The 18038-nt window shown below is 68.7% G+C and carries 16 protein-coding genes and 3 pseudogenes; 6 read left to right on the top strand and 13 right to left on the bottom strand.

Annotated elements, in window-relative coordinates:
- Positions 1-323 (top strand): annotated as a pseudogene (locus tag AQJ27_RS49100) (hypothetical protein); the annotation flags it as partial.
- 409 nt (positions 324-732) lie between these two features.
- The gene (locus AQJ27_RS59880; RefSeq protein WP_341866171.1) at positions 733-1224 is read left to right on the top strand and encodes a transposase family protein; all 492 of its coding nucleotides are present in this window, start codon (positions 733-735) and stop codon (positions 1222-1224) included.
- Positions 1225-1805: 581 nt separating this feature from the next.
- On the opposite strand, the gene mobF is transcribed toward AQJ27_RS59880, so the two are convergent.
- The 4 genes from mobF to AQJ27_RS59870 form a co-directional block, all read right to left on the bottom strand.
- Entirely contained in the window at positions 1806-3347 is a 1542-nt protein-coding gene (mobF, locus tag AQJ27_RS54160; RefSeq protein ID WP_201264546.1) for a MobF family relaxase, read from the bottom strand.
- Positions 3348-3518: 171 nt separating this feature from the next.
- Positions 3519-4088, bottom strand: a complete 570-nt coding sequence (locus AQJ27_RS49085) for a TIGR03086 family metal-binding protein (protein ID WP_067385118.1) — start codon at positions 4086-4088, stop codon at positions 3519-3521.
- A gap of 258 nt (positions 4089-4346) precedes the next feature.
- Entirely contained in the window at positions 4347-4691 is a 345-nt protein-coding gene (locus AQJ27_RS59875) for a tetratricopeptide repeat protein (RefSeq protein WP_235614086.1), read from the bottom strand.
- Positions 4692-5806: 1115 nt separating this feature from the next.
- Entirely contained in the window at positions 5807-6169 is a 363-nt protein-coding gene (locus tag AQJ27_RS59870) for a helix-turn-helix transcriptional regulator (RefSeq protein WP_067385112.1), read from the bottom strand.
- A 123-nt stretch (positions 6170-6292) separates the two neighbouring features.
- On the opposite strand from AQJ27_RS59870, the gene AQJ27_RS59865 reads away from it, so the two are divergent.
- Positions 6293-6490, top strand: a complete 198-nt coding sequence (locus AQJ27_RS59865; protein ID WP_067385130.1) for a hypothetical protein — start codon at positions 6293-6295, stop codon at positions 6488-6490.
- Between the two features lie 172 nt (positions 6491-6662).
- On the opposite strand, the gene AQJ27_RS49065 is transcribed toward AQJ27_RS59865, so the two are convergent.
- Together AQJ27_RS49065 and AQJ27_RS49060 are read right to left on the bottom strand one after the other, a co-directional pair.
- Entirely contained in the window at positions 6663-7442 is a 780-nt protein-coding gene (locus tag AQJ27_RS49065; protein WP_235614087.1) for a class I SAM-dependent methyltransferase, read from the bottom strand.
- Positions 7443-7623: 181 nt separating this feature from the next.
- Complete coding sequence (locus tag AQJ27_RS49060; RefSeq protein WP_201264547.1) at positions 7624-8040, bottom strand: hypothetical protein; 417 nt, start codon at positions 8038-8040, stop codon at positions 7624-7626.
- A gap of 203 nt (positions 8041-8243) precedes the next feature.
- Between AQJ27_RS49060 and istA the strand changes: the two genes are divergently transcribed.
- Positions 8244-9665: an IS21 family transposase gene (gene istA, locus AQJ27_RS49055; RefSeq protein ID WP_067385107.1), complete on the top strand. Its 1422-nt coding sequence runs from the start codon at positions 8244-8246 to the stop codon at positions 9663-9665.
- Positions 9662-9991: pseudogene (locus AQJ27_RS49050) on the top strand (ATP-binding protein); the annotation flags it as partial. The gene istA and the pseudogene AQJ27_RS49050, both read left to right, overlap by 4 nt.
- A gap of 524 nt (positions 9992-10515) precedes the next feature.
- Here AQJ27_RS49050 and AQJ27_RS49040 read toward each other — a convergent pair.
- The 4 genes from AQJ27_RS49040 to AQJ27_RS49030 all read right to left on the bottom strand — a co-directional run bounded on the left by AQJ27_RS49040 (position 10516) and on the right by AQJ27_RS49030 (position 14237).
- A complete protein-coding gene (locus AQJ27_RS49040) occupies positions 10516-10959 on the bottom strand; it encodes a DUF6262 family protein (RefSeq protein ID WP_067385102.1) in 444 nt (147 codons plus the stop codon).
- On the bottom strand, positions 10956-11693 hold the full coding sequence (locus AQJ27_RS59860) for a tyrosine-type recombinase/integrase (RefSeq protein WP_235614091.1): 738 nt from the start codon (positions 11691-11693) through the stop codon (positions 10956-10958). The genes AQJ27_RS49040 and AQJ27_RS59860 overlap by 4 nt, the downstream gene beginning before the upstream one ends.
- A 254-nt stretch (positions 11694-11947) precedes the next feature.
- Positions 11948-13111 (bottom strand): hypothetical protein, encoded by a 1164-nt coding sequence (locus tag AQJ27_RS59855; RefSeq protein WP_235614089.1) that lies wholly within the window; start codon positions 13109-13111, stop codon positions 11948-11950.
- Positions 13101-14237 (bottom strand): tyrosine-type recombinase/integrase, encoded by a 1137-nt coding sequence (locus AQJ27_RS49030; protein WP_201264549.1) that lies wholly within the window; start codon positions 14235-14237, stop codon positions 13101-13103. Before AQJ27_RS49030 ends, AQJ27_RS59855 begins: the two co-directional genes overlap by 11 nt.
- 162 nt (positions 14238-14399) lie before the next feature.
- On the opposite strand from AQJ27_RS49030, the pseudogene AQJ27_RS49025 reads away from it, so the two are divergent.
- Positions 14400-14849, top strand: a pseudogene (locus AQJ27_RS49025) (ATP-binding protein); the annotation flags it as partial.
- Between the two features lie 413 nt (positions 14850-15262).
- Here the strand turns inward: AQJ27_RS49025 and AQJ27_RS49015 are convergent.
- The 3 genes from AQJ27_RS49015 to AQJ27_RS49005 form a co-directional block, all read right to left on the bottom strand.
- Positions 15263-16045, bottom strand: coding sequence for a site-specific integrase (locus AQJ27_RS49015; RefSeq protein ID WP_159064648.1), 783 nt, complete (start codon positions 16043-16045; stop codon positions 15263-15265).
- Positions 16046-16153: 108 nt separating this feature from the next.
- Positions 16154-16477 (bottom strand): helix-turn-helix domain-containing protein, encoded by a 324-nt coding sequence (locus AQJ27_RS49010; RefSeq protein WP_054231981.1) that lies wholly within the window; start codon positions 16475-16477, stop codon positions 16154-16156.
- A complete protein-coding gene (locus AQJ27_RS49005; RefSeq protein WP_067385090.1) occupies positions 16474-17544 on the bottom strand; it encodes a tyrosine-type recombinase/integrase in 1071 nt (356 codons plus the stop codon). The genes AQJ27_RS49010 and AQJ27_RS49005 overlap by 4 nt, the downstream gene beginning before the upstream one ends.
- Positions 17545-18038 lie beyond the last annotated feature (494 nt).

The following is an 18038-nucleotide window of genomic DNA, read 5'->3' as shown; positions in this document are numbered from 1 at the left end:
TGGAGCGGATGAGCGAACAGCGCGCCGACGAACGCGCCACGGCCGCGCCGACGCCCGGACAGGTGGGCGGACGAGCGGTGATGCTCATCCCGCACCGCACGCCGGACGCGGAGGAGACCATGCTCCCGCCGGACTACCAGCGCATTCTCGCCGCCGTGCGGCAGGCCGCCGAACCGGTGATGGCCCGTCAGGTCGGCGACGCGCTGACAATCGACGTCAGCGTGCGGTCCAAGCTGGAACCGCTGCGTGGGAAGCTGGTCAGACTCGTCGACCGCGGCTGGCTGCGCAAACTGCCCGACGGCCGGTTCACCACCCGCCTGTGACCTGATCTGCCGCCTGCGACAGCGCGGCGCAGGCGTAACCACGGTGCCCCCGGCGGCCGTTGGATTTGCGTGACGAAAACCAAAAAGCACGCCGAGGACACCTGCCCGCTTGTCTACCAGTGCTGCCTTCCGCTGTCCACGCGCACCGTCAACCACCTCGCCGATCTGCTGCGACGTCACCTGAAGGTGATCCGGTCCAGGTGGCGGATCCTGCCGCCCGGGAAGATCGCGGTAATCGTCCTGGCCGTGCTGCGCCACGACCAGCGCCTGGCCGACATGGCCGGCGGCAACAACGTGTCCGAGTCCACCGTCCGCCGCTGGCGCGACGAGCTGATCGCAATCCTGGCCGCGCAGGCGCCGCGACTGGACCGCGCCCTGCAGAAGGTCGCCAGGCAAGGCGGAGAGGTAGCTGATCGACGGCACCCTCATCCGCACCCAGCGCCGCACCGGAAAGGCCGACCGGCGCAACTACTCCGGCAAACACCACCAACACGGTCTGCACTTCCTCGCCCTGACCGACGAGAGAGGCCGCCTGATCTGGATATCCGCCGCCCGGCCCGGCCGCACCCACGACAACACCGCCGCCCGCCAGGACCACGTCCTGGCCCACCTGCGTGCCGCCGGCCTCGGGGCCCTGGCGGACCTCGGCTTCCGCGGCCTGGACAACGACGTACTCGACCCCGTGATCGTCACCGGCTTCCACGCCAGCCGCACCCACAAGCTCACCCCCGGCCAGAAGACCGCCAACCGCGTCCTCGCCATCGGCCGCGCACCGGTTGAACACGGCTTCGCCCACCTCAAGAACTGGCGGATCCTGACCAAGCTCCGCACTGATCCCGCTCGCGCCACCCACCTCCTGCGCGCCCTGCTCGTTCTGACGAACCTCGAAATCAACCGCTGACAGACGATCTACTCCTCAGACAGCTGCCCGCAACCAGCACGAGGACTCCGAGAACCGGTCACGCCAGCACTTTGACCTGCGGATTCAGGTTGGCGGAGGCCCAGTGAACTGCATCGTCGGTGCGCGCACCGGTGCGCAGGATGAAGTTCATCGTGGCGCGCCTTGGTGCGCACGATGCCGTTCATCGGTGTGGCGCGCACCGCGTCGTTCGGTTCATCCCCTGCGGCGCCCACGGTGGCGCGCGAGCCGCCACGGGTTCGGCGGGCCGCCAGGGCACTGCGGCGTTCGGCGACGGTGCGGCAGCGGCTTCGGAGGCGGGTACAGCGCCGCTCGGCGCCGTCGGCTCTCCTCAACAAGCTGTCGGATCTGTTGCAGGCGCTCAGGCGAGAGCTGACGCCCGGTCGGGTCCATCATTCGGTCCTCCGCCTTCAAGGGGGTCGGTCCCGGCACTCTGGCCGCCGCCCGGCGGCTCCGGGGCCTGCCTGCCGGTCGCGTCCCGACGGTTGGCCCGGCGACTTCGTCCCCCGTCCCGCAGGACGGTTCCGCGGCGCTCTCCTTGAGTCGCCCCGTGCGCGCGGCGGTCAGGTCCGCTGGCCCGGTCCGGGGCCGTGTCCGTGCTCGGGGCCGGGCTGCTGGTGTTGCTGCTGGCTGCCCGGGTCGGTGGTCGTGGGCTTCTGCTCCCGGTCCTGCTCGGCGTTGGCACGGCGGCAGGCATCGGCCTCGCGCTTGAAGGCGGCGAACCGGGCGAGGTTCTCCGGCGTGTGCACCCACGTCGCGGGGTCGGTCGTCCGGCCCTCCAACAGCTCCGGCATCGCAGCCTGCTGATGGGCGTGGACAGCGGCGGCCCGCTGCACCGGGGTGAGAGCGGCGTCACGGTCCAGGTGGTCGACGGCGTGCGGCTCGGTCACCGCCTGGTCGTGGTCGTCGGAGTGTGCGGCGGCCGACGCGGTCGCGGCGAGGGCTTCGTCCCGCGTGGCGGCGGATGCGGTGCGGGCGGTGCGGATCGCGTTCTGCAGGGCGAGGCTGGCGACCCGGGCCCGCTCGTACCGGGTCGCCGCGCGGGGTGGCTTGCCATCGGTGCCAGCGATCCACCAGCGGGCAGGCCAGGGGAAGTCGGCGGTGTAGGTGAGCTGGTCCGGCGCCGGGGTCCGGCGGCCTTCCTGGGGCACTGTGAGCTGGCGTCCGTGCCGGGCCAGGGCTCGGTCGGCGAAGTAGTCGTCCAGGCCGGGCACGAACGCGCGGCCGCGCAAGGTCTCGCCAAGGTGCCGACGGGCTTCGGCCAGAACGTGGCGCCGGGCGAACGTGCCCCGCACGGTGAAGTCGACCGCGGCGACGTCGACGGCGGCGAGCGCGGTGTCCACCAGCGGGCGCACCCGGGCCCGTATCGCGGACTCCGCCGCACGGCACCGATCCAGCAACCCGTCGACCAGCTGCTGTCCGAAGCACAGGATCGCGGACACACGCCACCACGCGAGCAGCTGCTCCAGAGGGCGAGCGGTCTTCTTCTCCGGGCGGGTGCCCTGCGCCGCCTGCCACGCCAGTCCATGACGGGCGTGCTCGCCGGGCAGCCGCCCGTGGTCGCGGACGTACTTGTCGGTGATGCCCTCCAACGCCGCCTCGATCTGCTGACGGCGGGCGGAGGACCAGTCGATCAGCACCTGATCGACCCCGGCTATCTCCATCACTGGACGCAGTCCCGGCGTCACCTCCCGGGGCACGGTCGCCAGCCCCAGCTCCTCACACACCTCCGTCGTCACCGTGAGGGTGTAGAGCGTCCCGGCGGCCACGACGTGCTGGTAGAGGCGGATGGTGTCGAGAGCACCCCACACCAGCTTCCCGTTGTCGTGCAGGCGCTGAACCCGGTTGAGGATCAGGCAGTGATCGTGAAGTAGGGGAAATCCGTTGCGGTTATCGAAGTGCCTGAACCGCGCCACCACCAGGGCCGGTGCCTTTGCACGCTTCCGGCTGGACGCCCACCGGGTCTCCGCGACCGCGTCCTCCAGCCAGCCAAGAGTCACAGAGATGGCCCGCTCGTGCGCCCGCTCGATGACCCGCCGTGTGTGGTCGTCTCCCAGCGCCCACAGCACGACCAGGCTCGCCTGCGGCCGGAACACGAAGTCCACCGCGAGCCGCTACGCGACCATCGCCCAGAACCTGCTCGACGGCCAGATCGAGCAGACCGCCGGGAACGAATGAGTCCCCCGCCGATCAGGCGCTCGCGGCCTGCCTTTCACCAACGCCCGGAGATCATCAGCGGGCGTGGCTTCGGGGCGGTCAGTTGCACTCGATCGGTCTCACAGCTGTGGTGGGACCGGGCGGCCGAGAAACCCAGCAAGGCGATCGATGGCCGGAGCGGTCTCCTCTACGGGGCGCGGCTCGGCGAATCGTCCCGTTCGGGACTGGCTGGAGAGTTGGGCCTGAGCGAACGCCAGGGCACGCTCGGCAACGTCTTCGGGCAGCCGGGCAGGGACTTGGGTGGCCTGTGCGAGGTCCCATCCGTGAGCGAGCAGATCGTACAGGCGGATCTGCAAGCGCTCGGCGCCCGTGGCACTCCCCAAAGGTCCGCGATAACTCCGCTCCAGCACCCCAGGGCCGGAGAAAGCTGCCAGCAGCGCAGCACTGGAGGACCGGTAGGCTCCGACCGGGTCGTCACCGAGGCGGTCTACTCCGCGTTCGGGCATCGGGCCGCCCTCGATCATGGCTGCGAACACCAGGTCCATGCCGACCAGGTGGGCCACCACCTCGCGCACGTTCCATTCCGTGCATGGCGTCGGCGCCTTCCACTGCTCGGGGCGGACCTCGGCGAGCAGGTCGCCGACAGATTTGCATGCACGTGCGAGATCTTCGACGGAAACGGTAGTCATCCGGGGAGACTACGGCGTCAACTGCCAGGCTATCCAAGGGATTTGCGTCGGTGCGGAGAAGCCCTGTCGAATCCGGCGACTGCGCGATCGCTGAGCGCCGATGGGTGGCAGCTGTCGCAGGTACCTGCCTCGCTCACTAAACTCAGCGACGACGAACCCACCGCACTTCCGAGCACGCCTGCAGAAGACGCCGTGGGTTCCCGGTGAAAGCCCCTCAGTCACGCTGACCCCACGGCCGACGTGCCGGTAAGAACTGTGTCACCAACCGCAAACGACAGCGTCCCATGCGATACGTCTGGCGGTATGTGTCAGCCGAGCACGGTGGGAGCCGACGGCGGTTGCCATGGATGTGTCGGCGTACCGTCCGGGTCCAGGCCGTATGGCCAGTGACTTCTGATGCACCTCCCGCATCCTGGCCAGCTCGTACAGGGCTTCGGTGTTGTCGTGGTCTGCGGCCTGCCGGAGCAGGGCTTCGGCGCCCTCCCGGTCCCCGGCCTCCTCCCGCATCTCGGCCAGGCGGTACAGGACGTCGGTGCTGCCGCGGTCGGCGACCTGCCGGGCCAAGGCTTCGGCGCCCTCCCGGTCCCCGGCCTCCTCCCGCATCTCGGCCAGGCGGAGCAGAGCGGTGGTGCTGCCGTGGGTGGCGGCGCGGTGGCGGAGGTGGTGGGCCCATTGCAGGCGGTGGCGTTCCTCGGCTGCCTCGGTGAGGTTGCCCAGGTCGTCGGGGTGGACGAGGTGGGTGTGGGCGGCGTGCCAGAAGGAGGCATGCGGGCACAGGTGGCGGCGGGTGGTGCGGCTGTGTTGTTCGAGGTAGTCGGCGAGCCGGAACTGTGGTCCCGCAGTCGGCGGGGCCGGTGCTTCGGTGGCGGCGGTGGGAGGCGGGCGCCGTGGGGCGCGGGGGGGGTGGTGCGGCCCAGGGGGGCCTGTTTGCCGTGGACGAGTAGAGCGAGTTCGGCGTAGGCCTGTTCTGCCCAGTCGTCGGTGAGCTGGTCGTAGTCGTTCTGATCGAGGTAGTCGGTGGCGGCGTCGGTGAGGAAGGCCTGGGGAAGGTGGAGGCCGACGCCGAGGCGGCGCGCGTCCATCGCCGCTTCCAGAAGTGCCTTGGCGGCCGGGCTGGCGTTCTGGTAGCGATTGAGGAGTCGGGGGCGCCGGCCAGGTCCTGGGTCATGCGTCCGTCGATTCGGGTGCGGGTGAGGGCGTCGCCTATCAGCTGGTCACCGCTCTCGGCAAGGACAGCGGCCGCAGCCAGAGCCTGGGCGTCGAAGGCGTCGGGGACGGTCAGGGTGTGGCCGGCGAGCCGTTCCCGTGCCCGGCTGTACGAATCTGCTGCTCCTGGACGAGGCAGGGCCGTGTACTGCTTCTCGTACTCGGGCCAGAGCGTGCCCAGCACGAGGATGGGCCCGCGCTCCGGGTTGACCAGCAAGTGATGCACGGCCGCCGCGATCCGCTCACCGGATACCGGGTTGCCTAGGTAGTGCTGGGCCTCGTTCAACCACACCACGGTGCGGGGCTCGACACGGTGCAGGTCCTCCAGCGCGGCCTCCGCCCGGGTCGGGTCGAAGGGATGCCACAGCCGCCATCCCTTCTTCTTCGCGAGGGGCTGAACGGCCTCCCAGCACGCCCGTGTCTTCCCCGTCGACGAGCTGCCCACCAGCACCACGATCCGGCTGCGGCCGGCCGCAGCGTCCCGGACCGCTTCCCCCAGCACTCAGTCATGCTCACGGGGCACATACCTGGGCCCGAAGGGGCCCGGCCGGATGAACCTCCAGATCATGCGGATCCCACTGTCCGATCGGACGCCCCGGCCCGCCCGGGGTAACCGTGCCCGACTCCTCGGCCGCGGTCCGCCGCAACTCCAGCAGCTCCCGCACCGGCAGCCTCAGCACATGGGCCAACGCCGCCACCGTCTCCGCAGACGGCACCGGCTTCGTGGGCGAGAGCGCCTCCGACACCGTGGTGCGCCCCAGCTCAGCCTGCTTGGCGAGCTGCGTCTGATTCAGCCGGGCCCGGGCCAGCCCCTCGGCCAGTCTCTCGCGCAGTTCGGTGAGTGCCGGACTGTCGTCGCTCTGCTTGCCGTGCACGTGCTCGCCCCCGAGGCCCTGATGTGTTCGCCGGTGTCCATCTTCGTCTCGGCGAACCCCGGCGCACACCGTTTCCGCGACCTTCGACCACGTCAACACCCCACCGCCTACAGGGAGCCCGCCGTGGCCTTCGCCATCGTCCTGCTGACCACCGCACTCGTGATCGTCGTCGCGCTGCTGGCTGCCGCCGGCGCGGGCAAGCTCGCCCGCATGGACGGCGCCACCTACCCCGCCGCCCTCACCCACGCCGCCACCACCTTCGCCACGGTCATCACCCTCGTCGCCACCGTGACCGCAACCCTCACCGCACTCCTCAGCTGAGCCAGCCCACACACCGGTTTGCGGCTGGTGACAGGTTTCTTACCGGGACGTCCGCCGTGGGTTCAGTGCGGCTGAGGTGCTTTCACCGGGAACCCACGGCGTTTTCGGCAGGCAGGCGTGAAAGTGCGGTGGGTCCGTCGCCGCTGAATCGGCAGGTCCTTCACCACTGGGCTCACTCGGCGCGCTGTCCGACACGGAGGACGCTCAGATAACGGCGTGATGCTCGGTCGCCCATCCGCGTGCGGATGCGCTCGGCTACTGCGTCGAGCAGGGGCTCACGGACGTCGCGGTCGAGCCTCCGATACAGCGACAACGAGCGAAGGTGATCGGCAAAGCCGTCTCCGTTGAACCATTGAACGGTCGGGTACCAGCGCACGATCGTGGGGCCGAACAGTCCTCCGGGATCGTCGACCAGGCCCCAGCCCTCGTCGGTGGTGCGCACGTCGTCCTCCAGGGGAGGATGACCCCAGCCGGGGTTCCCGGGGCAGAACTGCTCGTGGAGATCGGCGGTCTCGGCGTATACCTCTGGCTCTCCCGGCCGGCGGACAACGACGTGGCCGAGCAGCGCCATCCAGCCTCCGGGATGGAGCACGTCGTGCGCCCGTTGCCAGCCGATCGACGGGTCGACCCAGTGCCACGACGACGCAGCCACGAGAGCATCGAAGCGTCGGCCGCGGTCGTCCCACTCCTCGAACGTCGACGTCTCGACTTCGACGTTGCGGAAGGATGCGATCCGTTGGCGAGCGAGTGCGGCCATGTCTGCGCCCGGCTCGATGGCGGTCACTGAGCATCCGAGTGCTGCCAGCGAGCGCGTCGCCTGACCGGTGCCGCAGCCCACCTCCAGCACCGACGACCTGTCGTCCGTGCCGGTGACGGCGACAAGGTCCGCGAACAGCTCGTCGGGGTATCCCGGCCGGACCCGGTCGTAGAGCTCCGGCACCTCGTTGAACACCCGGCCGAGGTCGTGTGGATTCGGGCGCATCTTCGGAGCATCAGTCACGAGTGCACAAGCTATGAGGTTCGTCCACGGGGACGCCACTGGTTTAACGGCAGCTCCTCGACAGCAGCCGTGTCGGTCCTTTCTGTCTGCTCTGCCAGCGTCGTTCGGTCGCGGATCCCTTTACGGGCGGCCGTCAAGAGCGCCCGCTCTCCCTTCCGGCCGCATCTCGGTGGACTCCCGTCTGGTCGTCGAGCAGGTTCTGGGCGATGGCCGCGTAGCGGCTCGCGGCGGTGTGGGACAGGTTGAAGACCAGGGCGAGGTGCAGCGGGTCGGCGCCGACGGTCAGTGCTTCGTGCAGGACCCTGTCGCCGCGGATGCGTTCGAGGTAGGCGCCCTGGTGCAGCAGGTGCCGCTTGAGGTATTCGGCACTGACAGGCCCGGTTCCCAGGGCTGTCTTCGCGTTGATCAATACGTGCCGGTTGGGAGTCTTCGGCCAGGTGATGCGACGCTGGGCGAGCCAGGCCAGCAGGGTCTGATGAGGCAGTTCGCCGAGCCGCTGGGCGTGTCCGGTGATGGTGATCCGGCGGTTGGGCAGGTCAAGATCGTCCAAGCTAAGGCGTCGGATGGCCGTAGCGCGGGCGGCGTGGACGGCGGCCAGGGCGACGATCAGCCGTTGCGCCGGGGTGACGTGTCGGCGTACAAGTGAACGCGCACCACCGCGTACGGATGAAAGTGCACCGTTCTGGATGCGGTGGCGTCGGTGACGCGCAAGTCTTCTGTCGTCCTGTTCGGGGTCGGTGGAGGGCGGCGACAGTGGTCTTGGATCCGCATCGCTGGTTGGAGCTGAGGCGGTTTCGCGGTCTGTATGAGTCCGGCGCGATGAGCCTGCGGGAGATCGCGAAGGAGACCGGGCTGAACCGGCGCACGGTCGCCAAGTACCTGTCGGGTGAGACCCCGGTCGCGCCGCCGCGAAGGGCTCCCAACGGGCAGCCGTACCGGCGGATGGTGGATGAGGTCGCGCCGTTGATCGACGCGATGCTGCGGGCCGAGATCCTGCTCAAGGGGGCCGTGATTCACGAACGTCTGGTGGGCGAGTACGGGTTCACCGGCAGCTACCAGCGGATCAAGATGTACTTGCAGGAAGCCCGACCCCGGATCGCGGAGGAACTGGGCATCAGCCCGGGTGAACTGGCAGGTCTCCACCGTAGGTTCGAGGTGGTGCCCGGGGCCCAGGCCCAGATCGACTGGGGCGACGAGGGAAAGATCCTCGCCCACGTCGGCATTCCCAAGGTCTACTCGTTCCACATGACCTTGTCCTACTCGCGCGATCCGTTCTGCTGCTTCACCACCAGCCAGGATCTGGCCACCTTCTTCGACTGCCACCGCCAGGCATTCGCGCACTTCGGCGGCGTCCCCATGTCGATCGTCTACGACCGCACCAAAACGGTGGTCCGCCGGCACGTCGCACCAGGTGAAGCCGTCCCTCTCCATCCTGAAGCCGTCGCCTTTGCCGGGCACTACGACTTCGATCCCGACGTGCTGGCTGCCTACCGGCCCACGGGCAAAGGCCGCGTCGAGAGGCAGGTGCTGATCGTCCGCGACCACGTCCTGGCGGGACGCGCCTTCTCCTCCATCGAGGAACTCGACGCCGCGTTCACCGCCTGGGTGCCGCTGCGGCGGGCGAAGGTCCATGGCACCCACGGCGAGGTCATCGGTCTCAGGGCGATCCGCGACCACGTGGCCCTCCGCCCGCTGCCACAGACGCCCTATGTGGTCACCCAGCGGCATCTCCGCCACGTCGGCAAGGACTGCCTCGTCGCCTTCGACGCGAATCTCTACTCGGTGCCAGCCCGCAAGGTCCGCCCCCGCCAGCTGGTCGAAGTCAGGGCCACGAAGTCCCAGGTAATGCTGCATGCCACCGCCCCCGATCATAGTGGCGAAACCCTGCTGGCCACCCATCCGCGGGCGGTCGGCCGAGGCGCCCGCATCGTGGATGAGAAGCACTGGGACGGCCTGCCAACGGGAGCGGGTCGCCGTGTCACAACCGGCGACGGCGGCCTGCCGAGGCCTCGCCGCCACGACGCTCCGGGCTTGCAGGCCGGGCCGCTGGCGGCGCTGTTGAACCGGGCCGCAGCCACCCAGGTCGAGGTCGGCCGCAGGCCTTTGTCGGTCTACGACGAGCTGACCGGCACCCGCCCCTTCACCACCAAGCCGAGCGCGAAGGAATCGTCTTGAGCGAGCTGGTCTCCACCCGCATCCGCAACACGGCCGACAAGCTGGGCCTGCCTCACCTGGCCGAAGCCCTGACTCAGTACGCCCAGCGGGCCGACGAGGCCAAGATGGGCTACCTCGACTTCATCGACCTGGTTCTCTCCGAGGAACTTGCTGTCCGTGACGACCGCCGCTTCCGCACCGGTCTGCGGATCTCGAAGCTCCCGCACCACAAAACGCTGGATGACTACGACTTCTCGTTCCAGCCCGAGCTCGACCCGCGCAAGATCAAGGACCTTGCCACCCTCTCCTTCGTCGAGGCCAAGGCCAACGCCGCTCTGCTAGGGCCCGGCGTTATCAACGGTTCGGTCTCTGCTGGCAGATGATCTCCCAGTTCAGGACATTCCTTCAATCGATGAATCGTTCGCCGTGGTCCGGACGCCGGGGGTGGAGCCGGGACTGCCGGACATGGAAGAATCGCCGTGTGACTACAACCAGAAAGGGCCGTGCCGCGTAGGCGGCCTGGCAAGGTCCGTGCCGGCCTTCCGTTTCGGTGCCGATCTCATCCGCGAACCTCGGTTATCCGTGGGCTATCGCCGTATGCCCTGGCAGTGATCGCCCGGCTTGAGTGGACGCGGGATGATCTGTGGCCCGGCAAGGTGAGTGCGGCACTGCGGATGTGGCGAGGGTTCGTCCGCCATCCCTATCGTCGCTTGTGGGTGGAGTATCCCGACGGCGGCTGCGGGATCTTCGAGTGCTGTGGGTCGCCATGGGAGGCCAGGCAGCTTCTGGAGACCGTCATGACGTCAATGTCCGAGCGCAGTTCCCGCAAGCTGCGTCGGCTTGTTGACCGTCTGGATGAGATGTGTTGACGTCAGCAGGGCCCGATAGCGTGAGCTTGCGTCGGTGTGATACCTGCGCCGCGGCGGGCGAGTTCACGTCGGAGGTCAAGGTTCTCGCCGTGGGCCTGTTCGAGTGCGTCCCGCAGAGCCTGTACTTCCTCTCGGTGCTGTTGCTTCAGGCGGGTGATCTGACCGGTCAGCGCGAGGACGAGGGTGCTCTGCTCGTTGGCCGGAGGCGCCGGTGCGGCCGGACGGGCCTGGGCCCGCAGACGTTCGATGCGTCCGCGCAGGTCAGGGTGGTTATAGAGGAAGGCATGGGAGACGTCGGCCTCGCGCTGGACGGCCTGGAAGGTGATCGGCTCGCCGCGCTTGACCAAGGTGCGGATCGCCTTCTCCGCCGCCTCCGTCTTGGCCTGGGACTTTGCCTTCGCGGCGGCGGCCAGGGTCTGGGTGCGCTTGGTGCGTGGGTCGGTCATGGCCGGGTCCTTCGGTGACGGTCGAGGTCGAGGGTGAGAGCGACGGGGCCGGTGGGGGCGGCTCCGCAGCCGGCGCCCTGGACTGCCTGGCCGGGCTTGGTGCGGATGGTGGCCAGCAGCTTGGTGAGGGCCGCGTGCTCGGCCCGCCGTTGCAGGAGCCAGATGTTGTCCTCGGGCATCGGGCGGCCGTGCTGTTCCTGGAAGGCGGTGGTGGTGCGGTTGATCAGGGCTTCTGTCTCGGCCAGTTGCCGCTCCAGGGCGGGCTGGTGCGAGGCGTCGGTGACGAAGACTGAGCAGGTCAGGCAGGCATTTCCCTTGTCGCAGGTCTGCAGGGGCGGCAGCATGCACCAGCCGTGGGGCAGGAACCGGTCGGCCCGGTTGAGCAGGTGCATGCTGTCGTGGTCGTCGCGGGAGAAGGTGACGTGGGTGCCGTCCGCCCGCAGCTTGGCGGTGGCCAGGAATGCCTGCTCGGCGTGTTCCTGGCGGGCGGCGACGTAGTGCATGGACATCGACGGGGTAGCGTGTCCGGCATAGCGCATCAACACATGGACGGGCAGGCCGAGTTCGGCGAGCCTGGTCAGCTGGGTGTGACGGAAGCGGTGGGTGTGGCTCAGGCCGACCGGTTTGCCCTTGCTGTCGGTGATCTTCACGGTCTTGCTGAACTCGCGGAGCATCCAGTTGTAGGTGCCCGACGGGTAGGGCTTGTCACCCTGGCGGTTGCCGGTCCGCTGCATGAACAGATTGCGTGGGGTGATGCCGGGGAAGCGTTCGCGGATCCACTGCTGCTGTTCCTCGATGATCGCGACGACCTCGCGGTCGACGAGGATGTTGTCCGGCGCGATATCGATCTTGCTCTGTGCGTAGTGGAACCGGGCGACCTCTTCGCCCTCGGCGGCGTCGACTGTCTTGTTGGGGACCGGGGAGAGGCAGTCGAACAGGCAGGTGCGGATCTCGCTGGCCCGCCGACCGGTGAGGATCTGCAGCAGGATCATGCGCATGGCCTGCGGGTCATCGAAGCCGCGGGCGCTGATCTGGTGCCCGTCGCCGCGGGTGAGGGCCATCTGCTCGTCGCGGCCGAGCCCGAGCAGGGGCAGCGCCGCGGGGATCTGCGCGAGCGCGTGGTCGTCGACGTAGTGCTCGTCGTTGAGGTCCCGCTGGTGCGGGATGCGGGAGACCTGGCGGAACCAGCCGCCGCGTGCGCGTCCGTGACCCGGGACCACGGCTCGACTCCGAGGACCTGGCGGGCCTCGGCAGGGTTCGCTGCGACGAACGCGAACAGCTCGGCGACGGCCCGCAGGTCGTCGTTGATCTGGCGAGGGTGGACCGGCTTGTGGGCGAACCGCCGCTCGGATTGGCGGGTGAGCCGGTTGGCCGGGTCGGAGTCCCAGCGGCGGAAGGCGGCGGCCAGTTGGACCGCGTGGGCGGGATCGCCCAGGACGTCCAGTGGGTCGGCGAACGTCGACAGCCACCGGTCGAAGCGAACTAGGCAGCGCATCCGCTCCTGGCTCACCGTCGACCAGCGCAGGATTCCGGCCTCCATCTGGGTGCCCAGACACCACTTCGCCGCCTCCCGCAGCCACGGGTGGCTGATCCTGGAGGGCGAACAGCCGTAGTGGGCCTGGGGTTCATGTTCCGACAGCGGAATACGGGGATCGCATCGGGGATGCCACTCGTCCAGGCTCCACCAGGGCCCGTCCGAGCATCGGGCCAGCAGAGCCAGACGGGAGAAGCGGAAGATCACCCGCAGCCGGGCAACGCTGCCGTGCGGGGGCAGCCGGCCCCAGCGGGTGGCATAGAACCACCGCTGTAGGGCGACGGCCGTCTCCCCGTCCATGGCCCGGATCGAGGGCGGGAAGGGATGATTCTCGCTCCCCGCCCGGCGGAGGATGTTCGCGAGCTGGTTGGTGCCCAGCACCGCAGAACGGGTCCCGTCCAGGGCCTGCCAGTGTGACATCCAGGCCAGTTCGGCCGGGATCGGGTCGGGCAGGCCGGTCAGGTCGATCTTGCGGTCGTCGTTCTCGGTGATCTTGTCCCAGTCCTCGATGCCGTCCCCGATGACCGGCCCCTTCCAGGGCTCGGGCAGCTCAGACCACAGGCGCCAGATGGGATCCTCGCCGCCGACGGCATGCAGATGGTGCCGTTCACCGGCCATCGGTTACCTGCCAGGAGGCGATGTAGGACTTCCAGTTCGCCGCGGCCCGCAGGGCCTCGTCCTCGCGGACCCAGCCATAGAGGTCGAGCGTAGTTTGGACGTGGACGTGACCGAGGCGGCGAGAGACCACCCACTCCGGCGTCCCCGCCAGCAGCAACGCGGTCGCGTGGCTGTGCCTGAACCAGTGCGGCGTCCACGAGGACGGGCCGATGCTCCTTTTGCGCAGGGCGGCGGTCTTGTCCTGCACCGTCCCCTCCCGCAGGGCCGCCAGCAGTGGAGGGCCGGTCAGGTTCACCAGCAGTGGTGAGTCCGTACCGATCTCGATGCCCACCTCGGCGGCCCGGCAGGCCATATGTGTCAGATAGTCGGCGAACAACCGCTCCAGGTCGGTGCCGACATAGACCCGTCTGGGGCGCATCATCTTCACCCTCGCCCCGTTCGGGTTGTCCTCGCGCGGGACGATCTCGACATAGGGCGTGCTGCCGCGGCCCATGACGAAGTCGCCGATCCGCAGGCCAAGGGCCTCGCCCAGCCGCATCCCACTCTCGGCGAGCAGGGCGAACAGCAGCCGGTCGCGCAGGTTCCCCGCCCACTCGCCCACCGAGGCGTCCGGCATCGCGCAGCCGTCAAGGATCCCCTGGATCTCGGCCGGCAGCAGCAGGGGTGGCCGTCCGCGATGGCGGTGACGCCGGACGCGGACCAGCGAGGACGGCCCCGGCGTGCTGCGGGCGTCCAGGTGCGCGAGCAGGCCGCGGGCCGGGGCCCGGCGCGGTGCCCCGCGCATGAGCCGGCCCGCGACGGGAACCGCGAACACCGCCTCCTGCCAGCGGTAGAAGGAGATCAACGCAGCCAGCCTCGCCTCCAACGTCTCTGCCGCAGGCACCTGTTCGGGCTCGACCAACATGTGCTCAACGGTGCGGCCGTTGCGCAGCCAGGACAGGAACCCGGTGACCGCCGGGACCCCGAGGTCACGCCACCTCGCGGTCTCGTCGCGCTGTTCAAGGAATGTCCACCACTGGGCCAGCGAGGTCGCATAGCCACGGACGGTGTTCGGTGACCACAACGGACGGTGGGCCTCCAACCACTCCTCAACCGGGGCGACCGTCCGATATTTCTCGTCGATCACGGTCCATGTCCGCTGCCCATTCGAGGGCCGGACCGCCAAGCTGTGTGCCACTGATGCCGTTCCGTCTCGTTGAAGAACTCCCGTTGATAGCAATGCATCAACGACACAGAAAGCTCACGGTGACGCTCGTCGCAGACATAGAAGAGAGGGACTCAAGCCCCGTTGATAACGCCGGGAGTGGGCAAGACACATATCGCTGTCGCCCTCGCAGTTGCGGCCTGTCGGGCCGGGTATTCGATCTACTTCACCAGCCTCGACGACATGGTCCGCAACCTCAAGGCCGCCGAGGGCGCAGGACGCCTGACCAGCAAGCTCGGCAGCTACCTGCGGCCGGCGGTTCTCGTGGTCGACGAAGTGGGTTACCAGCCCCTCGAACGCGCGGAGGCTAACCTGGTCTTCCAGGTGATCTCAAAGCGGTACGAAAAGGGCTCGATCATCCTGACCTCGAACAAGACCTTCAGCGAATGGGGACAGGTGTTCGGTGACGAGGTTCTGGCCACCGCCATCCTCGACCGACTCCTCCACCACTGCGACGTGATCTCCATCAACGGGCCCAGTTACCGCCTCAAGAACCGCCTCGCTGCCATCGAACGAGACACAGACGCAGCCTGACAAAAGGGCGGCTCCTCTCGGCAGCTGCCCCGGACGAGCTAGCGGCCGTCGGGGCGGGGCTGCCGACGAGCGGTGGCGTCACGCCAACGCGTAGTGCGAACCTCTGACGTGCCTCTGAGCGCGGCCATCTCGTTTGGCCCGTGCACGACTCGGCATGCCCCCGAGTCCTGGTCGACGAGGATGGGCCAGTTCCCCCCGATCCTGATCTGGCGCCCCTGCTCGTCTTTCGCCGTGGGATACCAGGTGAAGCCATAGATGCCCGTGACAGCCGGAGTCGCCCACAGCCCAAGCTTGAAGGCCCACTCGTCCCAACGGTCGGTCAGGGTCCGGCCGAACTCTTCCGCGAGTCTTCGTGCTTCGCTCTCCTCCAAGAGGTCCCCTTCATCGCTCTCCAGTACTTGAGAGAGCAGACGTTACGGGACTGAAGCAGGCCACCGAACGGGAGCTACCGCGGTGCACACAACTCTGTACTTGGCGGTGCACACAGAGAAGTACGCCGACATGACGGCGACCCGCTGGACGGCGAGGACCTCAGCGTCGGTCATCGGCAGCAAGTTGCGCTGGATGTCTTCGGTTTTCAGGCGGGCGGTGGGGTTGGCGAAGATCAGGCCGCGCTTCTTGGCGAAGCGGAACAGTGAGCGCAGTGCGGCGATGGCGTTGCGCCGCTGCCGTCCGCACAGGGGTGACAGCCCGGCCATAACGTCGGTGACGGTGATCTCGCGCAGGTGCCCACGGGTCGTCGCCCAGTTCTCCAGCAGGGGGCGGACGCCGCCGAAGTAGACGTAGGCGCAGGTGCGAGATCGGGGCTTGGCACGGCTGTCGCCGTCGAGCAGGACCAGCAGCCAGGCACGAACGTCGCTGGCGAACCCGGCGGGCAGCTCGGCGGTGCGGTTCTCGATCCAGGAGCGGACCGCCAACACGCTGTCGTCTTCCAGCAGCTCCAGTTCGGTGAGGACCTCGGCGACCCGAAGGCTGGAGGCGTGTCGCGGTATTCGCGCACGGACTTCGGTGAGCTTCACGGGCTTGCCGGGCGGGCATTCGCCCAGCACCACCGTCAGGCCGTCCATCGCGCACCGCACGAGTGACGGCGACCATCCGTTGGCCTCGCCGAGCTGCTTGGCATGTGCTGCGGCCGACCGCAGCACAGGGTTGTCCGAGGTGAGGGCGGGGTGCTGCCAGCGCGGTGGGGGTGGCACACCCCGCCTTGCGCCGGTAGTAGGAGCCCAGGCCCCGGCACTTGTTGTCGCAGTACGCCCGGTCCCGCCGCGATCCTTCGGGCAGCGGCTTGCCGCAGTGCACGCAGGTCATCGTGGCGGCAGGGACCGGCCGGTGCGAGGACGCGGGGCGACGGCGCGTGGCTGGCCCACCGCAGTGGCCTGTGAGTCGGTTGCTGGTGTCGGCTCCGGCACTCGCTCCGGCTCGGGCAGGAGCAGTTCCTCGACGCCGCAGGCGAGCACCGCGCAGATGACGTCCAACTCGTCGAGCTTGACGGTGTTCGGCTGGCCGGACCACAGGCCCGACATCTTCCCCGCGCTGATCACCACGCCGCGTTCGGCGAGCATCCGTTGGAGTTCGCTGGCCTTCCAGATGCCGCGGTTGGCGGCCGCCAGGCGAAGGTTCCACTTCACTGGGCCAGTCCTTTCCATCGGTCGGTGGCGCGCTGCTGTCCGGCGACCCAGGCGTCTTCGACGTGGGTGCCATGGACGTGGATATACCGGGCCGTGGTTCCGGTCCAGGTATGTCCGAGTAGCTCCTGGATGGCGAACAAGGTCATGCCGGCTAGATAGAGCTGGGAGGCACAAAAATGCCGCAGTACGTGCGGGGTGAGCTTCCCGGCCCAGGTGGGCAGGTGCTGGGCGGCGGCATCGGCCAGCGACCGGCGGAAGACGTCGGCGGTCGCCCGTGAGCACGAGCCGTCCCGGTTCTTGCGCTCGGAGGGGAACAGCGGGGCACCGGGCCGGGTGTGGTCGGCGTCGAAGTGGCCCCACACGATGAACCATCGCAGGTTGCGGTCGGCGCCGTTGATCAGCGGCACCAGCCGCGGCTTCGGCCCGCGCCTCCGGGATCCCTTGCCGTGCCGGACGTTGAGCTTGCCGAACCGGCCCAGCTCCCACCGGACGTCGTCCAGGTCGAGCATCCGTGCTTCGTTGATCCGCAGTCCCACGTCCGCTGCCAGCCGGGCGACAGCGTAGTTGCGGGCGGCCGGACCGAACTTGCGGCAGGTCACCAGCTCCTCGCGCCATCCGGCGAACAGCGCCTCGATCTCCGCCTCGCTGGGCGGGATCCGCAGCTGCGGTTCCACCGAGGCCCGCGGCCGGTTCATCTCGTCCAGCGGGCACTCGACCACACGGCCGGTGAGGTTGTGCAGCTCGACCTTGTGCCGCAGCTCAAGGAACTGGAAGTACACCGCCAGCGCACCCGCCCGGCCGGTCCGGGTCGACGGCTTGGCGTCGCGGAGCACCTTGCCGAAATAGACGTCGGCGTCGGCCGGCTCCATCTCCCACAGCGGACGGCCGAACCAGTCCCGGATCAGCTCCAGGTGATTGGTGTCGTTGCGGATCGTGCTGTCGACCAGGCCGGCCGAGGCTCGCGCGAGCACGAACCCCGCCAGCACGTCGGTCTCGAACTCGGCGAGCTCCTCCGCGCTCACCGGCGCCCGGTACTCGCGCAGATCGCGCACTACGGCCAGAGCCAACCCACGCCTCCACGACTTCACCCAGACTGAAGGAATCCCGACAGAGATGAGAGTTGCGCACTACGAGCGAGATTGGGTCAGAACAGTCTGTGGTCACCCGGACGAGGTAACAGGCCCTGGTCCAGGCACGTTCAGACGGCCCGTCATCCGTGGACGAGGCAGGGAACTCAGCGACTATTGCCCACCGAGAAGGCAGGGCGGTTGCAAGTTCCGGGGTCGTGCGGCTGGTCGGGTTGTGACCGGTTGGGGCGCATAACAAGGCAGGCACGGGCTTCGTGATCATTGTGGTGTCTAAGCCAGATGATCACGAGGTGGCCCGTGCCTGCTGCTGCATCCCCTCCCATACCTGCCGTGCTGGTGAAACTGGGCCCGCTGGACAGCGGCCGGATCGCCGACCTGCGCCCCTACTTCGACTCGGTGCCCGACCCGCGCGCACGGCGGGGCCGGTGGTACTCACTCACAGCGATCCTGCTGGTGTGCGCCTGCGCGGCTGT

This window comes from Streptomyces olivochromogenes (assembly GCF_001514115.1).
GTDB lineage: Bacteria > Actinomycetota > Actinomycetes > Streptomycetales > Streptomycetaceae > Streptomyces > Streptomyces olivochromogenes.
This window is presented reverse-complemented; position numbering and strand designations above follow the sequence as displayed.